Annotated in this window: 18 protein-coding genes; 9 read left to right on the forward strand and 9 right to left on the reverse strand. The window is 70.3% G+C overall.

Features of this window, described 5'->3' with window-relative positions:
• The first annotated feature begins 7 nt into the window (after nt 1-7).
• Nucleotides 8-1,636, forward strand: coding sequence for an L-glutamate gamma-semialdehyde dehydrogenase (pruA, locus tag ACFSZT_RS11220; protein WP_377384479.1), 1,629 nt, complete (start codon nt 8-10; stop codon nt 1,634-1,636).
• 97 nt (nt 1,637-1,733) lie between these two features.
• On the opposite strand, the gene ACFSZT_RS11225 is transcribed toward pruA, so the two are convergent.
• Both ACFSZT_RS11225 and rsgA read right to left on the reverse strand, forming a co-directional pair.
• The gene (locus ACFSZT_RS11225) at nt 1,734-2,573 is read right to left on the reverse strand and encodes a hypothetical protein (RefSeq protein ID WP_377384481.1); all 840 of its coding nucleotides are present in this window, start codon (nt 2,571-2,573) and stop codon (nt 1,734-1,736) included.
• 128 nt (nt 2,574-2,701) lie between these two features.
• Nucleotides 2,702-3,706, reverse strand: a complete 1,005-nt coding sequence (gene rsgA, locus ACFSZT_RS11230; RefSeq protein ID WP_377384568.1) for a ribosome small subunit-dependent GTPase A — start codon at nt 3,704-3,706, stop codon at nt 2,702-2,704.
• A gap of 115 nt (nt 3,707-3,821) precedes the next feature.
• Between rsgA and ACFSZT_RS11235 the strand changes: the two genes are divergently transcribed.
• Both ACFSZT_RS11235 and ACFSZT_RS11240 read left to right on the forward strand, forming a co-directional pair.
• Nucleotides 3,822-4,625, forward strand: coding sequence for an SOS response-associated peptidase (locus ACFSZT_RS11235; protein WP_377384483.1), 804 nt, complete (start codon nt 3,822-3,824; stop codon nt 4,623-4,625).
• Nucleotides 4,622-5,236, forward strand: coding sequence for an alpha/beta hydrolase family protein (locus tag ACFSZT_RS11240; protein ID WP_377384485.1), 615 nt, complete (start codon nt 4,622-4,624; stop codon nt 5,234-5,236). Before ACFSZT_RS11235 ends, ACFSZT_RS11240 begins: the two co-directional genes overlap by 4 nt.
• Before the next feature lie 46 nt (nt 5,237-5,282).
• Here ACFSZT_RS11240 and ybaK read toward each other — a convergent pair whose 3' ends face one another.
• A complete protein-coding gene (gene ybaK / locus ACFSZT_RS11245) occupies nt 5,283-5,759 on the reverse strand; it encodes a Cys-tRNA(Pro) deacylase (protein ID WP_377384487.1) in 477 nt (158 codons plus the stop codon).
• A 206-nt stretch (nt 5,760-5,965) separates the two neighbouring features.
• Here ybaK and ACFSZT_RS11250 point away from each other — a divergent pair, with 206 nt between their 5' ends.
• Complete coding sequence (locus ACFSZT_RS11250; protein WP_377384489.1) at nt 5,966-6,619, forward strand: sigma-70 family RNA polymerase sigma factor; 654 nt, start codon at nt 5,966-5,968, stop codon at nt 6,617-6,619.
• A complete protein-coding gene (gene rsrA, locus ACFSZT_RS11255; RefSeq protein ID WP_377384491.1) occupies nt 6,616-6,957 on the forward strand; it encodes a mycothiol system anti-sigma-R factor in 342 nt (113 codons plus the stop codon). The genes ACFSZT_RS11250 and rsrA overlap by 4 nt, the downstream gene beginning before the upstream one ends.
• A gap of 84 nt (nt 6,958-7,041) precedes the next feature.
• On the opposite strand, the gene ACFSZT_RS11260 is transcribed toward rsrA, so the two are convergent.
• Entirely contained in the window at nt 7,042-7,116 is a 75-nt protein-coding gene (locus tag ACFSZT_RS11260; RefSeq protein WP_098515123.1) for a 50S ribosomal protein bL37, read from the reverse strand.
• A gap of 158 nt (nt 7,117-7,274) precedes the next feature.
• On the opposite strand from ACFSZT_RS11260, the gene ACFSZT_RS11265 reads away from it, so the two are divergent.
• Complete coding sequence (locus ACFSZT_RS11265) at nt 7,275-8,759, forward strand: sensor histidine kinase (protein ID WP_377384493.1); 1,485 nt, start codon at nt 7,275-7,277, stop codon at nt 8,757-8,759.
• Between the two features lie 270 nt (nt 8,760-9,029).
• On the opposite strand, the gene ACFSZT_RS11270 is transcribed toward ACFSZT_RS11265, so the two are convergent.
• On the reverse strand, nt 9,030-9,284 hold the full coding sequence (locus tag ACFSZT_RS11270) for a WhiB family transcriptional regulator (RefSeq protein WP_377384495.1): 255 nt from the start codon (nt 9,282-9,284) through the stop codon (nt 9,030-9,032).
• A 291-nt stretch (nt 9,285-9,575) separates the two neighbouring features.
• Nucleotides 9,576-10,529 (reverse strand): diacylglycerol/lipid kinase family protein, encoded by a 954-nt coding sequence (locus tag ACFSZT_RS11275; protein WP_377384497.1) that lies wholly within the window; start codon nt 10,527-10,529, stop codon nt 9,576-9,578.
• A 299-nt stretch (nt 10,530-10,828) separates the two neighbouring features.
• Here ACFSZT_RS11275 and ACFSZT_RS11280 point away from each other — a divergent pair, with 299 nt between their 5' ends.
• The gene (locus ACFSZT_RS11280) at nt 10,829-11,308 is read left to right on the forward strand and encodes a hypothetical protein (RefSeq protein WP_377384498.1); all 480 of its coding nucleotides are present in this window, start codon (nt 10,829-10,831) and stop codon (nt 11,306-11,308) included.
• A 3-nt stretch (nt 11,309-11,311) separates the two neighbouring features.
• Here the strand turns inward: ACFSZT_RS11280 and ACFSZT_RS11285 are convergent, their stop codons facing one another.
• Together ACFSZT_RS11285 and ACFSZT_RS11290 are read right to left on the reverse strand one after the other, a co-directional pair.
• Nucleotides 11,312-11,794 (reverse strand): GNAT family N-acetyltransferase, encoded by a 483-nt coding sequence (locus ACFSZT_RS11285; RefSeq protein ID WP_377384500.1) that lies wholly within the window; start codon nt 11,792-11,794, stop codon nt 11,312-11,314.
• A gap of 19 nt (nt 11,795-11,813) precedes the next feature.
• Nucleotides 11,814-12,401: an acid phosphatase gene (locus ACFSZT_RS11290; RefSeq protein ID WP_377384502.1), complete on the reverse strand. Its 588-nt coding sequence runs from the start codon at nt 12,399-12,401 to the stop codon at nt 11,814-11,816.
• A 161-nt stretch (nt 12,402-12,562) separates the two neighbouring features.
• Here ACFSZT_RS11290 and ACFSZT_RS11295 point away from each other — a divergent pair, with 161 nt between their 5' ends.
• Complete coding sequence (locus ACFSZT_RS11295) at nt 12,563-14,176, forward strand: GMC oxidoreductase (RefSeq protein ID WP_377384504.1); 1,614 nt, start codon at nt 12,563-12,565, stop codon at nt 14,174-14,176.
• Nucleotides 14,177-14,193: 17 nt separating this feature from the next.
• Here ACFSZT_RS11295 and ACFSZT_RS11300 read toward each other — a convergent pair whose 3' ends face one another.
• Nucleotides 14,194-14,802 (reverse strand): dTDP-4-dehydrorhamnose 3,5-epimerase family protein, encoded by a 609-nt coding sequence (locus tag ACFSZT_RS11300; RefSeq protein ID WP_377384505.1) that lies wholly within the window; start codon nt 14,800-14,802, stop codon nt 14,194-14,196.
• 293 nt (nt 14,803-15,095) lie between these two features.
• On the opposite strand from ACFSZT_RS11300, the gene ACFSZT_RS11305 reads away from it, so the two are divergent.
• Nucleotides 15,096-16,265, forward strand: coding sequence for an NAD(P)-dependent malic enzyme (locus ACFSZT_RS11305; RefSeq protein ID WP_377384507.1), 1,170 nt, complete (start codon nt 15,096-15,098; stop codon nt 16,263-16,265).
• The last annotated feature ends 14 nt before the right edge of the window (nt 16,266-16,279 follow it).

Below are 16,279 nucleotides of genomic sequence, written 5' to 3' on the forward strand. Positions count from 1 at the left end.
ACTCACCATGGACGCCGTCACATCGGTTCCGGTTCCGGTCAACGAGCCGGTGCACACCTACGCGCCGGGCACGCCCGAGCGGACGTCCCTGCAACGCAGGCTGGCCGAGCTCGAAGGGGAGAAACACGAGCTCACGCAGACCATCGGCGGCAAGCGCAGGCTCGCCGGCGGTCAGCGGTTCGACGTCGTGCAGCCGCACGACCACGGCCACGTGCTCGGCGTGAGCGCACAGGCGACGCCGGAGGACGTGTCGGATGCGGTCGCGGCCGCGAAGGGTGCCGCGCGGGAGTGGAGCGAACTGCCCTTCGACGAGCGCGCCGCCGTCTTCCTCCGCGCGGCCGACCTGCTCTCGGGCCCCTACCGCGACACCGTCAACGCGGCCACGATGCTCGGCCAGTCTAAGTCGGTGCAGCAGGCCGAGATCGACTCGGCGTGCGAGCTGATCGACTTCCTGCGCTTCAACGTCCACTACGCGCGCCGCATCCTCGCCGAGCAACCGAACTCCGTCGCCGGGTCCTGGAACCGGATGGACTACCGGCCGCTCGACGGCTTCGTCGTCGCGATCACCCCGTTCAACTTCACCGCCATCGCGGGCAACCTGCCGAGTGCGCCCGCGCTCATGGGCAACACCGTGGTGTGGAAGCCGACGCCCTCGCAGCAACTGGCGGCCCACTACACGATGCAGGTGTTCGAGGAGGCGGGCCTGCCGCCGGGCGTCATCAACATGGTGACCGGCGACGGTCAGGCGGTCAGCGAGGTCGCGCTCGCCGATCCCGGTTTCGCGGGCCTGCACTTCACCGGCTCCACCGCGACGTTCAAGCTGCTCTGGCGCACCATCGCCGCGAACCTCGACCGCTACGCCTCCTACCCGCGCATCGTGGGCGAGACCGGCGGCAAGGACTTCGTGGTGGCGCACTCGTCGGCCAATCCGGACAAGCTCGTGACAGCGCTCGTCCGTGGCGCCTTCGAGTACCAGGGGCAGAAGTGCTCCGCGGCCTCCCGGGCCTACCTGCCGCGATCGCTGTGGGAGAGCGGCCTGCGTGAGCGGCTCGCCGACGTCACGCGCACCGTCGAGTACGGCGACATCACCGACTTCTCCCTCTTCGGCGGCGCGGTCATCAACGCCAAGGCGTTCGCCAAGCACCGGGACCTGCTGTCACGTGTGGACAGTGACCCGGCGCTGGAGGTGCTCGTCGGCGGGGGCAGCGACGACCAGGTCGGCTACTTCGTCGAGCCCACCGTGCTGCTCACCGACGACCCCGCCCACGAGGTGCTGTCCACCGAGTACTTCGGACCGATCCTCGCCGTCTACGTCTACCCGGACGACGAGTACGAGCGCGTGCTCGAGCTCGTCGACGCCAGCGCGCCCTACGCGCTGACGGGCGCGGTGTTCGCCGACGACCGGGTCGCCATCCAGCAGGCGCACCGGGCGCTGCGGTTCACCGCGGGCAACTTCTACGTCAACGACAAGCCCACTGGCTCCATCGTGAGCCAGCAGCCGTTCGGCGGGTCCCGGGCGTCGGGCACCAACGACAAGGCCGGCTCGGTGTTCAACCTGTTGCGCTGGACCAGTCCGCGCTCGATCAAGGAGACCTTCGACGCGCCGACCTCCATCGAGTACCCGCACATGGGCTGAGCAGGCGGCCGCACGGCGAAGGCATGGCAAAAGGGCCCCGGGATTTCCGTAGTGGAACCCGGGGCCCTTCGTCAGCCGTACCGGTGGTGATCCGGCGTCAGTTCGACGGCAGCTCGCCGACCTCGGAGGCCGGAGGCGCCTCCACGTTCACCGGGGCGCCCCAGTCGGTGTACTTCATGACCATCTCGGCCTTCTGGTTCCCGGCTCCCGCGGCCTCCATGATCTTGGTCATGTCCATGCTGACCTGGACCGGCAGCTGGTCGGAGTTCAGCCACAGCTGCATCGGCAGCTTGTCGATCTTGCCGGACAGCTGGGCGATCTGCTCCTGGGTCAGGCCACCCGCGGCCATCTGGTCGGCGATCTTCTTGAAGTCCAGCTCGACGGTGTAGTGGGTGACCTGCTGGCCGTCGAGCGTGGTCTCCTCGCTGCTGACGATGTTGCCCGCCTGCTTGACGTACTCCAGGCTCTTCGACGGGTCGCTCTGCGCGGCCATCTGGTCGAGCTGGCCGCCCAGCTGCTGCGACAGCGGGTCGGTGCCCTCGGCGGAGATCTTGACCCACGGCTTGCCGCCGGTCTGAGCCGACAGCTGCTGCGGCAGCTTCATGTACATGGTCTGGTCGACGAAGCGCATCTCCATCTGCTGACCGGCCATGTCCATCGTCATGGCCACCGCGGTGTTCTCGCCCGCGTAGCTTCCCTCGCCCTGGGCGGACATCTGCTGGCCCGCCATGTTCATCTGCATCGTGAACTTGGACGACTTGCTGGCGGCCGTCTGCTGCGACGCAGCCTCCGCGAGCTTGGCGGGGTCGGTGAACAGGTTCGTGCCTGCCTCGCCGCCACCCACCGCAGAGTCGTTGCTACCGCCGTCGTCGCCGCCGCACGCCGTGAGCGCGAGGACCAGCGCGAAACCGCTGGCCGCCATGGCCGTCTTACGCATGAGACCCCTTGAAAGTGTTGTAATCCGTAGGAACCGCATCACTCGGACGCCGGATCCGCCCATAGCGTTCCATGGGACCGCGTTTCCTTCTTGGCGGGGGCTTGACTCGTTCAGGTGGTCACGGACCGTCACGCATCGAGCCCGGCTCGGGACGCGAGCAGCCTCCGCAGGGACTCCAGCCGGCCGGGCCGGGCGGCACCCGTCGCGACGACGTCGTCCAGCGCGCAGTCCGGGTCCTCGGGCGCGCCGAGATGGCCGCAGCCGGACGGGCATTCCTCGGCTGCCTCGGCGAACTCCGGGAACGAGCCGACGATGTCGTCGGCCGTCACGTGGGCGAGGCCGAACGAGCGCACGCCCGGAGTGTCGACGACCCAGCCACCCCCGGGCAGCGGCAGCGCGACCGCGCTGACGGACGTGTGCCTGCCCTTGCCGACGGCGCTGACCTCGCCCACCGCCAGGTCCGCGTCCGGCACCAGGCGGTTGACGAGGGTGGACTTGCCGACGCCGGAATGGCCGACGAGCGCCGACACCCGCCCGGTGAGCCGGTCGAGCAGTCCCTCGGGGTCCTTGTCGTACCGCGTGACCACGGCGGGCACGGCCAGATCCGAGTACGACGCGAGCAGCTCGTCCGGGTCGGCCAGGTCGGCTTTGGTCAGGCACAGCACCGGCTCGAGCCCGCCGGTGTAGCAGGCGACCAGGCAGCGGTCGATGAAGCCGGTGCGCGGCGGCGGATCCGCGAGCGAGGTGACGATCAGCAGCTGTTCGGCGTTGGCCACCACGACGCGTTCGTAGGGGTCGGTGTCGTCGGCGGTGCGGCGCAGCACGCTGGTGCGCTCCTCGACCCGGACGATCCTGGCCAGCGTGTCCGGCTTGCCGCTCACGTCGCCGACCAGGCCCACGCGGTCGCCCACGACGATCGGCGTGCGACCGAGTTCCCGGGCGCGCATCGCGGTGACGGTGCGGTCCGCGTCCGACCCCACCGCACACCGCCACCGGCCGCGGTCGACGGCCGTCACCATCGCGGGCACGGCGTCGGCATGGGCGGGACGGCGCTTGCTGCGGGGCCGGGTGCCCTTGCCGGGACGCACCCGGACATCGCTCTCGTCGAGCTTGCGCCAGTCGCCGCGGGCCAACCGTTCCAACCTCCCGTTGTGGTGTCGCCAGCAATGATCCCCCATCGCGCTCGCCACGGCCCGGCAACCGTGCCACGATGGCGCTCTACGGGAGTCGAGCACAGGGAGCGATGCCATGTGCGGCCGATACGCGGCCACCAAGGACCCGGCCACCTTGATGCGGGAGTTCGACGCGGCCGACGGCACGCAGGGCCAGGCGCCCACGGAGAACTACAACGTCGCGCCCACGAAGAACATCGTGAGCGTGGTCGAGCGGCATCCGCGTGACCCCGAGGGCAACGTCGTCGAGGACGAGCCGGCCGTGCGCGCCCTGCGTGTCATGCGCTGGGGCCTGGTGCCGTTCTGGGCCAAGGACCCCGCGATCGGCAACCGCATGATCAACACTCGCGCGGAGACGGCCACCGAGAAGCCGGCGTTCCGCAAGGCGCTGTCCCGCCGCCGCTGTCTCATCCCCGCGGACGGCTGGTTCGAGTGGCGGGTCGCCGACGGCGCCGCGAGCGGTGGCAAGAAGGCTCCCAAGGAACCGTTCTTCATGACCATGCGCGACGGGTCGTCGCTCGCGTTCGCGGGGATCTGGGAGACCTGGCGGGACCCGAAGGGTGAGCCCGGCGCGCCGCCGCTCGTCACGTGCTCGATCATCACCACCGACGCCGTCGGCCAGCTCACCGAGATCCACGACCGGATGCCGCTGGTGATGCCGAGGGAGCGCTGGCGGGCCTGGCTCGACCCGGACCGCACCGACGCCGCCGAGCTGCTGGAGCCGCCCGGCCTCGACCTCGTCGACTCGCTGGAGCTGCGGCCCGTGTCCACCAAGGTGAACAACGTCCGCAACAACGGTCCCGAGCTGCTGGAGCGCGTCCAGCCGGAGGCCGCCGATCTCGACGACGGCGCGCTGTTCGATCTGCCGAACCCGCGATGACACGCAAAGAGATCGACACCCCGCACGGCCCGGCCCGGGTCGAGCTGCACTGCGCCGAGGAAGGTGGCGCGGCACTGCTGCTCGGTCACGGCGCCGGGGGCGGCATCGGGGCGGCCGACCTGGTCGCGGTGGCCAGGGCGGCGCGGGACGCGGGCGTGCACGTCGCGCTCGTCGAGCAGCCGTACCGCGTCGCGGGCCGCAAGGCGCCCGCCCCCGCCAAGCAGCTGGACGCCGCGTGGCTCGCCGTGGCCGAGGAGCTGGCGGGCACGTGGTTCGACGGCCTGCCGATGGTGTTCGGCGGCCGTTCGTCCGGGGCCAGGGTGGCGTGCCGCACGGCGGCGCAGGGACAGGCCGACGCCGTCCTCTGCCTGGCCTTCCCCGTGCACCCGCCGGGCAAGCCGGACAAGACGCGCCAGCCCGAGCTCGATGCCGTGGAGGTCCCCACGCTGGTGGTGCAGGGGGAGCGGGACCCCTTCGGGCAGCCCGAGCCCGGGCCGCATCGCGAGGTGGTGCTCGTGCCGGGTGACCACAGTCTCAAGGCCGGGCTCGACGCCCTCTCGCGCGCCACCGGCGAGTGGCTCGGTCGGGTGCTGCGCCCGCTGGTGTCCTGAGCGGTCGACGGCCGGACTCTCGATCCGGGGCGGGCGTGGGGAGCGCTCAGGCGGCGATCTCGGCCGTCACCGCGCCGGTGAGCCGCACGAGGTCGGTGGGCGCGAGCTCGATCTCCAGGCCACGCCGTCCGCCCGAGCACAGGATCGTGTCGAATCGTTCGGCCGAGACGTCCACCACCATCGGCAGCCGGGAGCGCTGGCCGAGCGGCGAGATGCCGCCGAGCACGTAGCCGGTGGCTCGCTGCGCGTCGGCCGCGTCGGCCATCCTGGCCTTCTTGCCGCCCACGGCGGCGGCCAGCGCCTTGAGGTGCAGCTGGGCGGTAACGGGAACGACACCGACCGTGAGCTTGCCGTCGACCTCGGCGACCAGCGTCTTGAACACCCGTTCCGGCTCGACGCCGAGTGCCTCGGCTGCTTCGAGCCCGTAGGACTCGTGCCGCGGATCGTGCTCGTAGGTGTGCACGGTGTGAGCGACTTTCTGCTTGCCCAGCAGCGCGGTCGCGGGCGTTCCCTTGCCGGCCATGGCACAAGAAGATACGGGTGCCTGCCGGGCACCTCGTCGCGGCGCGAGGCAGGAATGCGTGATCGGTCGTCGGCGTTGCACGGGATGTGCCGATGATTCTGACCAGAAGCGCAGCCAGAACCCGCGTATCCTCGGACGGGACATATGTGCCGTCGGCAGCGGGTACTCCAAGCCGGCGTTACAACGCCGATCTGGAAGGGAACGGTTTGCCGAGCACGCAGAACTCTGCCGAGCCCGCGGCCCCCGAGGCCGTGGACCACCCGGAGCAGGAACACGAACAGGAGCGGATCGAGCGCTTCGAGCGCGACGCCATGCCGCTTCTCGACCAGCTCTACTCGGCCGCGCTGCGGATGACGCGCAACCCCGCCGACGCGGAGGACCTGGTCCAGGAGACGTACCTCAAGGCGTACGCGGCGTTCTCGTCGTTCAAGAAGGGCACGAACCTCAAGGCCTGGATGTATCGCATCCTGACCAACACCTACATCAACGGCTACCGCAAGCGGCAGCGTCAGCCCGTCCAGCAGCCGACGGAGGAGATCACCGACTGGCAGCTCGCGCAGGCCGAGAGCCACACGTCGAGCGGTTTGCGCTCCGCCGAGGTGGAGGCCATGGACAAGCTGCCCGACACCGACGTGAAGGCGGCGCTCCAGCAGTTGCCGGAGGATTTCCGGCTGGCCGTCTATCTTGCCGATGTCGAGGGTTTCGCGTACAAGGAAATCGCGGACATCATGGACACACCGATCGGCACGGTGATGTCGCGACTGCACCGCGGCCGTAGTCAGCTGCGGAACCTGCTCGCCGACGTCGCCAGGGAACGCGGTTTCATCCGCTCCACGGAGCAGGAGGTGGCCGGCCGATGAGCACACTGGACGGCTCCGGCAAGTCCCAGCAGGACGACAAGGTCCACTGTGACGAGGCGCTCGCCGAGATCTACTTGCTGCTGGACAAGGAGTGCACTCCCGAGCGCGACGCGCAGCTGCGCAAGCACATCGAGGACTGCCCGCCGTGCCTCGAGGAGTACGGCATCGATGAGCAGATCAAGCAGCTGCTCCACCGCAAGTGCGGCGGGGACCATGCGCCTGCCGACCTCAAGAACCGGCTGCGGGCGTCGATCCGCAAGACCGTGGAGGAGCGCGGTGGCCTGCGGTTCGCCGAGAGCGAGCTGACCGTGGAGCAGGTCAAGGAGACCACCGACTGACGCACGGGGATCTGTCCCCGGACACGACACGGCCCCGGCGCCTTCCGGCACCGGGGCCGGTGCATGTCCACCTACGCCGGGTCGTCAGGCGTTGGGCTTCTTGCCGTGGTTCGCGCCGTTCTTCTTCCGGTCGCGGCGCTTACGAGCACGCTTCGACATGTTCACTCCTCCATGACTGGCTGAGTCCTAGTGTGTCATGCAGGCGTGACGCTGCCCGCTACAGGTGGGCTGCGTGCCGTGTCCTCTGGTTGTATTGCCTCGGGCGGGCCGAGCGGGCTCGCCGGGCCCGATTGACGATGTGCGGTGGTCGATAACCGATGTCCACGCTTGCCGAGCTGCTCGCCGACAACACCGGTCTGCCCGGTGAGGCGGTCGATCATCTGCAACTGGTCGTCGCCGAATGGCAGCTGCTGGCCGACCTCTCCTTCGCGGACTTCCTCATGTGGGTCCCGGTGGAGGACGGCGACGGCGACTTCGTCTGCGTGGCGCAGGTGCGCCCGACGACCGGGCCGACCGCGCATCCCGAGGACGTGGTGGGAACCCGGTTCACCACCGAGGAGCACCCGCAGTTGGCCAGGGCGGCCCGCGAGCTGCGCCTGTGCCGTGAGGAGGAGCCGCACTGGTACCGCGACCTCCCGATGCGGCGGGAGGCCGTTCCGGTGCGCTTCGGCGACCGGGCCATCGCGGTCCTCAGCCGCGACACCAACCTGGCGTCGCCCCGCGTGCCCAGCCCACTGGAGATCGCCTACCTGGGCAGCGCCGCCGACCTGTGCCAGATGATCGCCGACGGCACGTTTCCCAGCCCGGACAGTGGCACGGACGTCCACACGAGCCCACGGGTCGGAGACGGCCTGATCCGGCTCGACCAGAGCGGCACCGTCGTGTTCGCCAGCCCGAACGGCCAGTCGGCCTACCACCGCATGGGCTACGAGTCGGACCTCATCGGCGCCCGGCTGGCCCCGCTGACCAGGTCGCTGATCCGCGACCCGTTCGACGCCACAGAGGTCTCGCATCGCATCCTCGACGCGCTCGACGGCAAGCCCAGCAGCCGCACCGAGGCCGAGTCGCGACGCGGAGCAGTCGTGCTGTTCCGGGCGTTGCCGCTGCGGCCCGCCGGCCGCCCGGCCGGCGCGCTGGTGCTGGCGCGGGACGTCACCGAGGTCAAGCGGCGTGACCGCGCGCTGATGTCGAAGGACGCCACGATCCGCGAGATCCACCACCGGGTCAAGAACAACCTGCAGACCGTGGCGGCGCTGCTGCGCCTGCAGTCGCGGCGCACGCAAAGCAGGGAGGCCCGGCTGGCGCTCGGCGAGTCGGTGCGGCGGGTGGCCTCGATCGCGATGGTGCACGAGGCGCTGTCGATGTCGGTCGACGAGCGCGTGGACCTCGACAAACTGCTCGACAACGTGCTGCCGATGGTCGGTGAGGTCGCGACTGCCGAGTCGCAGGTGAAGCTCACCCGCTCCGGCTCGTTCGGGGTGGTGGTAGCCGAGATCGCGACGCCGCTGGTGATGGTGGTGGCCGAGCTCGTGCAGAACGCCGTCGAGCACGCGTTCGCGCCGGGCCGGCCGGGTGAGGTCTCGCTCGTGGTCAAGCGCTCCGCCGGCTGGTTGGACATCCTGATCCGCGACGACGGGCGTGGACTGCCGTCGGGCTTCTCGCTGGAACGCGCGGACGGCCTCGGTCTGCAGATCGCGCGCACGCTCGTGGAGTCCGAGCTGCGCGGCTCGCTGTCGCTGCGCGGGGTTCGCAGCGGTGGCACGGAGGCCGCGCTGCGCGTGCCGCTGAACCGCCGTATGTGAGCTTTCCGCGCCGACGCGGTCTTGGACATCCGTAGGGATACCGGCGGCAATCGCCTACGGGCCGGGCATATGCGTGGTCGGTGTCACCTATTGCGGTGACGATGTTCTCTCGGCCTTGTTCGCGCGGATCCGCGGAATGCGGCAACTGGTCCGACGACCGCACGCTTGAGGGCCGGCACCCGAATCGGATGCCGGCCCTCAAACCTTTTGCCTCGGCCCCAGATGTGCCTTATCGCATTCCGGGCAAAAGGCAGGTGATGCCTGCGGCTGTCAGAAGTTGCTGCGTGTGCCGATCTGCGAACGGCGACGCTTGAGCGCGCGCCGCTCGTCCTCGCTCATGCCGCCCCACACGCCGGCGTCCTGGCCACTGGCCAGTGCCCAGGCCAGGCAGTCGGAGGCAACGGTGCAGCGGTGGCACACGGCCTTCGCCGCGGTGATCTGCGACAGGGCGGGACCACTGGTTCCCACGGGGAAGAACAGTTCGGGGTCCTCGTCTCGGCAGGCCGCGCGGTGGCGCCAGTCCATTTCGTGAGCTCCTTTTAATGGCGCGGGGGTTCCCACGCCACAGTCGTCATGGCGGTCGTTTCTTGGGGTGCTTGTGAATGCTTTCACGAGTCACCGAGTTCGACAAGTGTTTTCCGCGGATCGGTGAGTCAGCTCACCTGGCCATGTCACCGGCCTGACCTGCGGCTTTGCGCCGAGCGGGCGCCACTGTGAGGTGGAACCATGCGGCGAGTGGAGCTTCTCCGTCGCTGAACGGCAACACGCAGTTTGCCGGAGGTGATCAGCTCACTGCTGTTCACCGTCAGCGACCAGTCATATCGCGACGGTGAGCGCGCCTGGCACGCTCCGGAACTCCACCCGGGTGCGCTGCCCGACCAGATCTCCGTCAACCTGCAAGTTGACGGGCACCTCGGCCGTCACGCAGATCAGCGAGAGGTCGTCGCGGCGCACCAGCTGCTTCCCGCGGTGTCTGCTGCGGGTCTTCAAGGCCTGGTAGAGGTGCCGGAGTACGGTGACCGGCCCGAGTGCCCGCAGGGCGAACAGGCCGAGCCCCGTGTCGAACGAGCAGTCCGTGTTGAGGTGCACCGGACGGGTGCCGAGGTAGCTCCACGGATCGGTGTTGGAGACGAAGGCCGTCCGGACCTCGGCGGGTTCCTCGCCGGGCACGTGCACGGTGAGCGCCGGCCTGCCCTGGGGCGGGCGCAGGTAACACGAGACTGCGGTGCGTGCGTAGAGCGACGGACTGGTGCGCTTGCCCCGCCGCTTCTCCACCCCGGCCACCACGTCGGCGTCCCAGCCCATGCCCGCGTTGAACGTGAACCACCGGTGGTCCGCGAGGCCGAGTCCCACCTGACGTGCGCTGCCCTGCTCGAGGGCATGCAGCAGGCGGTAGGTCGCCTCCACGGGGTCGCTCGGCAGGCCGAGGGCACGCGCGAACACGTTCGCCGAACCACCCGGCACGACGCCCAGCATCGGAGCCTGCCGGTAGCCCCCCGGCCGGCTCTCGCTGCCGGCGCTGTCGGCGCTGCCGGCGCTGTCGGCGAGCAGCCCGTTGACGACCTCGTTCACCGTGCCGTCGCCGCCGTGCGCGACGACCAGATCGACCTGGTCGCGCGCGGCCGCGCGGGCGACCGCCATCGCGTGCCCGCGGTGTTCGGTCTCGACCACATCGAGCTTGACCTGGCTGGCCAGCGCGTGCGCAAGCACGTCGCGACCACCCGGTGTGGTGGCTGTGGCCTGCGGATTCACGACGAGAACTGCGCGCACTACCGCAGAGTAGGTCAGGTAGCGGCGTACTCGGCAAGGCCGCGGGGGCCAATCCCTGCGAGCCTCGTCACGTGCTCAGAGTGCTGCACAGTCCGTCTCCGTGCTGATCCCGGTCGCTGCCCTCCGTTCCTCCGATCCGAACGATGACACCGCCGTGACGAGTTGCACCCCGGGCCGACCGCCCGCTCATCGACGACACCCCGATCTTTGCGCCGACGGCGGGCATCCGAAAACGGCCGACCGGGTGGCATACCATCGAAACCGTTCACTCACGGTCACTTTGAGGGAAGGCCCGGCCGGTGGCGCTCGCCGACAAGATCTCGCCCGCTCCCAGGGAAGTCCGCTACGCGGGCGTGCTCACCGCGCTGCCCGGGTTCGCCCTGATCGCCATCGGCGTGGTCCTGGCCGTCGAACATGCCGCCAGCGAGCCGATGTCGGGCAACAACATTTACGCCGAGGTGGCCTACTACGTCGTGCTCGGCCTGGGCGTGCTCGCGTGCGCGACGGGGTTGCTGCTCGGCAAGACGTGGGCGCGCTCGCCGTCGCTCGTGGTCGGCCTGCTGCTGATCGGGATCGGCTGGTACGCCACGGGTCCGTCCGATCAGGCGGGGTTCGGCGTGCCGATCATGATCGCGGGCGCGGCCGTGGTGGTCCTGCTGTTCCGCAGGCCCTCCCGGGCATGGGCGCTGGGCCAGCGCGAGGGCGAGACCGAGGAGGAGGCCTCCCGCCGCGGCGGCCTGGAGGGACGTGCCGCCGAGCGGGAACAGGACGAGAAGTGACGCTCAGCCCGCCTCGGCGGCCAGCTCGCGCAGTGCGTCGTCGGTGAGCCGGTAGACCGTCCACTCGTCCATCGGCCGCGCTCCCAGGGCCTTGTAGAAGCCGATCGCGGGGTTCCAGTTGAGCACCCACCACTCCAGCCGCGCGTAGCCGCGGTCGGTGCACTCCTGCGCGAGGGCGGCCAGCAGCGCCTTGCCGAGGCCGGAGCCGCGGAGTTCGGGCCGGACGTAGAGGTCCTCCAGATAGATCCCGTGCACGCCGCGCCAGGTCGAGAAGTTGAGGAACCACAGCGCGAAGCCGACGACCTCGCCGTCCACCTCGGCCACGTGGCCGAACAGCGCGGGGTTCTCGCCGAACAGTGCCGCGTGCAGCTGCTCGGACGTGAGGTGGCACTCGTCGGGTGCCTTCTCGTAAGCGGCCAGGTCGTGCACGAGCCGCACGACGGTGTCGACGTCGGTCTCGCGGACGCGGCGGATGCGGTTGTCCAAGATGGGCGCCTCTTTCGGGTCAGGCGGGGACGTTGAGGTGCAGGATCTGCGGCTCACCCCGCTCGTGGCCGAGCACGGTGATGCTCGCCGGATCGAACTTGAAATGCACGCCCCCGGAGGCCTCCAGACCGAGCCAGCGCGCGATCAGGACGCGGCTGAAGTGGCCGTGGCCGACGAGCACGACGTCGCCGTCCGCGAGGGCGGGCCGGATGCGCTCGAGCACCTTGTCCGCCCGGGAGCCGACCTGCGCGACGCTCTCCCCGTGGGGTACCGGGTGCGACCAGATCGTCCAGCCCGGTACCTCCTGGCGGATCTCGTCGGTCGTGCGGCCCTCGTAGTCGCCGTAGTCCCACTCGGCGAGGTCCTCGGTGGCCTCGTCCACGGCCAGGCCTGCGAGTTCGGCCGTGCGCAGCGCTCGCCGGCGCGGGCTGCTCAGCACCAGCACGGGTGGGGTGTCGCGGTCCATGAGCGCGTAGGTGCGCCCCGAGGCGTGTGCCTGCCGCTCGCCGACGGCGGTGAGGGGGAGATCCGTCCGGCCGGTGTGCCTGCCGGCCGCGGACCACTCCGTCTGGCCGTGGCGCAGGAGCAGGAGCGCGTGCTGGTCCACGCCTGCGAATATAGCCGCCGGCGTGGCCGCTCCAGGGCGCGCGAGGCGACGCGGCCGCGTTAGCCCTGCCGAGTGAAAATGAACACCGTTCACCCTGCTGATGTGAGTTTTACTCACGTTTGATCTTGTGCGCGTGCGCGGTCGCCCGACAGCATCCCGCCATGGCACCCGTCTCCCGCAGGCACTTCCTCGGCCTCGCCGCGCTGAACTCCGCGGCGGCACTCGGACTCACGACCATCGCCACCCGTCCGGCCACGGCCGCCGAATCCGACGGCGCGTTCTCCCCGGCCGTGGTCGTCGGCACCGGCTACGGCGCCGCGGTGACGGCGCTGCGGCTCGGCCAGGCCGGTGTCCCCACGCTCATGCTCGAGATGGGCCAGCTGTGGGATACGCCTGCCGAGGACGGCAGGACGTTCTCACCGATGCTCTCGCCGGACCGCCGCTCGATGTGGCTCAAGGACCGCACGGAGATGCCGCTCGCGTCGTTCCTGTGGCTCGACATCAACCGCCGCATCGAGCGCTACGCCGGCGTGCTCGACCGGGTCGACCACGGCGACATGTCCGTGTACGTCGGACGCGGGGTCGGCGGTGGCTCACTGGTGAACGGCGCGATGGCCGTGACGCCGAAGCGGTGGTACTTCGAGGAGATCCTGCCCGAGGTGGACGCCGACGAGATGTACGGCGTCTACTTCCCGCGCGCGAACGCCGCGCTGGGGGTCAACAGCGTGGACCCCGGCTGGTTCGAGACGTGCGACTCGTACCGGTACGCACGACTGTCCCGCAGGCACGCGCACAAGGCCGGATACCGCACCACGTTCGTGCCCAGCGTGTACGACTTCGACTACATGCGGCGCGAGGAGGCCGGTGAGGTGCCGCGCTCGGCGCTGGCCTCGGAGGTCATCTTCGGCAACAACCACGGCAAGCGCTCGCTGGACCGGACCTACCTCGCGGCCGCACTCGGCACGGGCAACGTGACGATCCGGACCTTGCGCGAGGTCCGCGAGATCCGGCGCGCGGGCGACGGCACCTACTGGCTCACGGTGAACGAGCTCGACCAGGCGGGCAACGTCGTGGCCCGCAGGCAGCTCGGCACGCGGTACCTGTTCCTGGGCGCGGGCAGCCTTGGCTCCACCGAGCTGCTCCTGCGCGCCCGCGACACCGGGACGCTGCCGGACCTCGGCGAGGAGATCGGCCGCGGGTGGGGTCCCAACGGCAACGTGATGCTCGGCCGCGCCAATCACGCGTGGGATCTCACCGGCATCACCCAGTCGGGCATGCCCGCGCTCGGCATCGACGCCTGGGACGACCCCGAGCACCCCGTGTTCGCCGAGATCGCGCCCATGCCCGCGGGCGTGGAACTGTGGGTGAGCCTGTACCTGGCCATCACGAGGAATCCCGAGCGCGGGCACTTCACCTACGACGCGGCCACCGACTCGGCCCGGCTGCACTGGACGGCCGGCCAGGGCGAGCCGTCGATCCGGGCGGCGAAGGCGCACTTCGACCGCATCAACCGGGCCAACGGCACCATCTACCGGCACGACCTCTTCGGCGACACGCGCGTGTTCGAGAACCGGTTCACCTACCACCCGCTGGGCGGGCTGGCGCTGGGCACGGCGACCGACCTCTACGGCCGCGTGCATGGCTACCCGAACCTGTACGTCACCGACGGCTCGCTGATCCCCGGCAGCACCGGGGTGAACCCGTTCGTCACCATCACCGCGCTCGCCGAGCGCAACATCGAGCGCGTGCTGGCCGAGGACATCCGGCGCGGGTGACGTCCGCGCTCGGCCGGCTACCGCGTGGCGGCGCGGAGCTGCTCGTAGCGGGCCAGGCAGTCGTCGTAGCGCGGCAGGAGACCGGCCGCCTCGGCCTCGGCCAGCGTGGGCGCCGACCGGTCCTTGTCGGAGAGCACGAACTCCTCGCCGTCCGGCCAGGGAAGCCGCAGCGCCGGGTCGAACGGGGTGAGGCCGTGCTCGGCGGGCGGGTTGTACGGCGTCGAGCACAGGTACCCCATGACCGTGTCGTCCTCGAGGGCCAGGAACGCGTGCCCGAGCCCCTCGGCCAGGTACACGGCGCGGTAGTCCGCGGAGTCCAGCCGGACGGCATCCCAGGTGCCGAAGGTGGGCGAGCCCACGCGCAGGTCGACGATCACGTCGAGCAACGCACCGCGCGGGCAGTAGACGTACTTGGCCTGGCCCGGCGGGGTGTCGGCGAAGTGGATGCCGCGGATGGTCCCGCGCCGGGACACGCTGTGGTTGGTCTGCGCGACGGTGAGCGGATGACCGACCGCCTTGGTGAACGCCGCCTCCTGGAACGGGGCCACGAACAGTCCACGCTGGTCCGGGAACACGGGCGGGGTGAACTCGAAGGCGTTCGGCACGGCCAGCTCGCGCACATCCATACCGCGGGAGCTTAGTCCTGGCTTCCCAAGCCGGACGGTCGTCTTGCTAGCAGCGCCGTGACCAGCGGAAAGGCGGCGGAGTCTGTGATCTCAGCCGCACCCGGACAGCGACCTCATTCCCGTGGTGTCACACTGGTCGAACCGCCGCGTCCGCGGCAACGCCTGACCACGGGCCTAGACGGACGCCTCGCCGGTGTAAGGCGCTACCGCGCCGGGCAGCCGGGAACGAGGAGCCCAACACCATTGGGGATGCCGGTCGGGCAGCCCCTTGCTTTTCAGCCCTGGAGAATGACGTGTCCCAAGCTCAGGTGAGCGACGACGACATCTTCGGCGGTCACGAGGGCGGCAAGCTCTCCGTGTCCGCCACCCGACCCATCACGCAGGCGCGTGACCTGTCCATCGCCTACACCCCCGGTGTAGCCAAGGTCAGCCGCGCGATCGCCGAGGACGTCACCCTCGCGAAGCGCTACACATGGACCGATCGGCTCGTCGCGGTGGTCAGCGACGGCACCGCGGTACTCGGTCTCGGTGACATCGGCGCGCGTGCCTCGCTGCCGGTGATGGAGGGCAAGTCGGTCCTGTTCAAGACCTTCGCCGGCCTGGACTCGATCCCGCTCGTCCTGGACACCACCGACGTCGACGAGATCGTCGAGACGCTCGTGCGGCTGCGGCCGTCGTTCGGCGCGGTCAACCTGGAGGACGTCTCGGCGCCACGCTGCTTCGAGCTGGAGGAGAAGCTCAAGGCGGCGCTGGACTGCCCGGTGATGCACGACGACCAGCACGGCACGGCCATCGTCGTGCTGGCCGCGCTGCGCGGCGCGAACATGGTGCTGGACAAGTCGATCGCCGAGCAGCGGGTGGTGATCTCCGGTGCGGGCGCGGCGGGTGTCGCGTGCGCGAAGATCCTGCAGGCGGCCGGTGCCGGCGACGTGACGGTGCTCGACTCGAAGGGCATCATCCACTCCGGCCGGGACAACCTGAACCCGGTGAAGGAGCAGCTGGCCCTCACCACCAACACCACGGGCCTGCGCGGTGGCCTCGCCGACGCCCTCAGCGGCGCCGACGTCTTCATCGGCCTGTCGAGCGCCACCATCGACGAGAGCCTGCTCGCGTCGATGGCGCCGGACTCGATCGTGTTCGCGCTGTCCAACCCGGACCCCGAGGTGCACCCGGACATCGCCGCCAAGTACGCGTCGGTGGTCGCGACCGGTCGCAGTGACTTCCCGAACCAGATCAACAACGTGCTGGCGTTCCCCGGCGTGTTCCGCGGGGCACTGGACGCCGGTGCGCGGGCGATCACCGAGAACATGAAGCTCGCGGCGGCCGAGGCCATCGCCTCGGTGGCCGCCGACCACCTGGCCCCCGACCACATCGTGCCGAGCCCGCTCGACCCGCGGGTCGCGGTCGAGGTCGCCAACGCCGTGGCCAAGGCCGCCGCGGAGGACGGGGTGACAGCGGACTGACGGGCCGGGCGAGC

The sequence above is a fragment of the Prauserella oleivorans genome, assembly GCF_042685745.1.
GTDB classification, from domain to species: Bacteria; Actinomycetota; Actinomycetes; order Mycobacteriales; family Pseudonocardiaceae; genus Prauserella_A; species Prauserella_A oleivorans.

Excerpts from the sequence above, each read along its gene's own strand:
- pruA (WP_377384479.1), top strand. The coding sequence starts at position 8 with ATGGACGCCGTCACATCGGTTCCGGTTCCGGTCAACGAGCCGGTGCAC.
- ACFSZT_RS11225 (WP_377384481.1), bottom strand. The coding sequence starts at position 2,573 with ATGCGTAAGACGGCCATGGCGGCCAGCGGTTTCGCGCTGGTCCTCGCG.
- ACFSZT_RS11235 (WP_377384483.1), top strand. The coding sequence starts at position 3,822 with ATGTGCGGCCGATACGCGGCCACCAAGGACCCGGCCACCTTGATGCGG.
- ACFSZT_RS11240 (WP_377384485.1), top strand. The coding sequence starts at position 4,622 with ATGACACGCAAAGAGATCGACACCCCGCACGGCCCGGCCCGGGTCGAG.
- ybaK (WP_377384487.1), bottom strand. The coding sequence starts at position 5,759 with ATGGCCGGCAAGGGAACGCCCGCGACCGCGCTGCTGGGCAAGCAGAAA.
- rsrA (WP_377384491.1), top strand. The coding sequence starts at position 6,616 with ATGAGCACACTGGACGGCTCCGGCAAGTCCCAGCAGGACGACAAGGTC.
- ACFSZT_RS11265 (WP_377384493.1), top strand. The coding sequence starts at position 7,275 with ATGTCCACGCTTGCCGAGCTGCTCGCCGACAACACCGGTCTGCCCGGT.
- ACFSZT_RS11270 (WP_377384495.1), bottom strand. The coding sequence starts at position 9,284 with ATGGACTGGCGCCACCGCGCGGCCTGCCGAGACGAGGACCCCGAACTG.
- ACFSZT_RS11295 (WP_377384504.1), top strand. The coding sequence starts at position 12,563 with ATGGCACCCGTCTCCCGCAGGCACTTCCTCGGCCTCGCCGCGCTGAAC.
- ACFSZT_RS11300 (WP_377384505.1), bottom strand. The coding sequence starts at position 14,802 with ATGGATGTGCGCGAGCTGGCCGTGCCGAACGCCTTCGAGTTCACCCCG.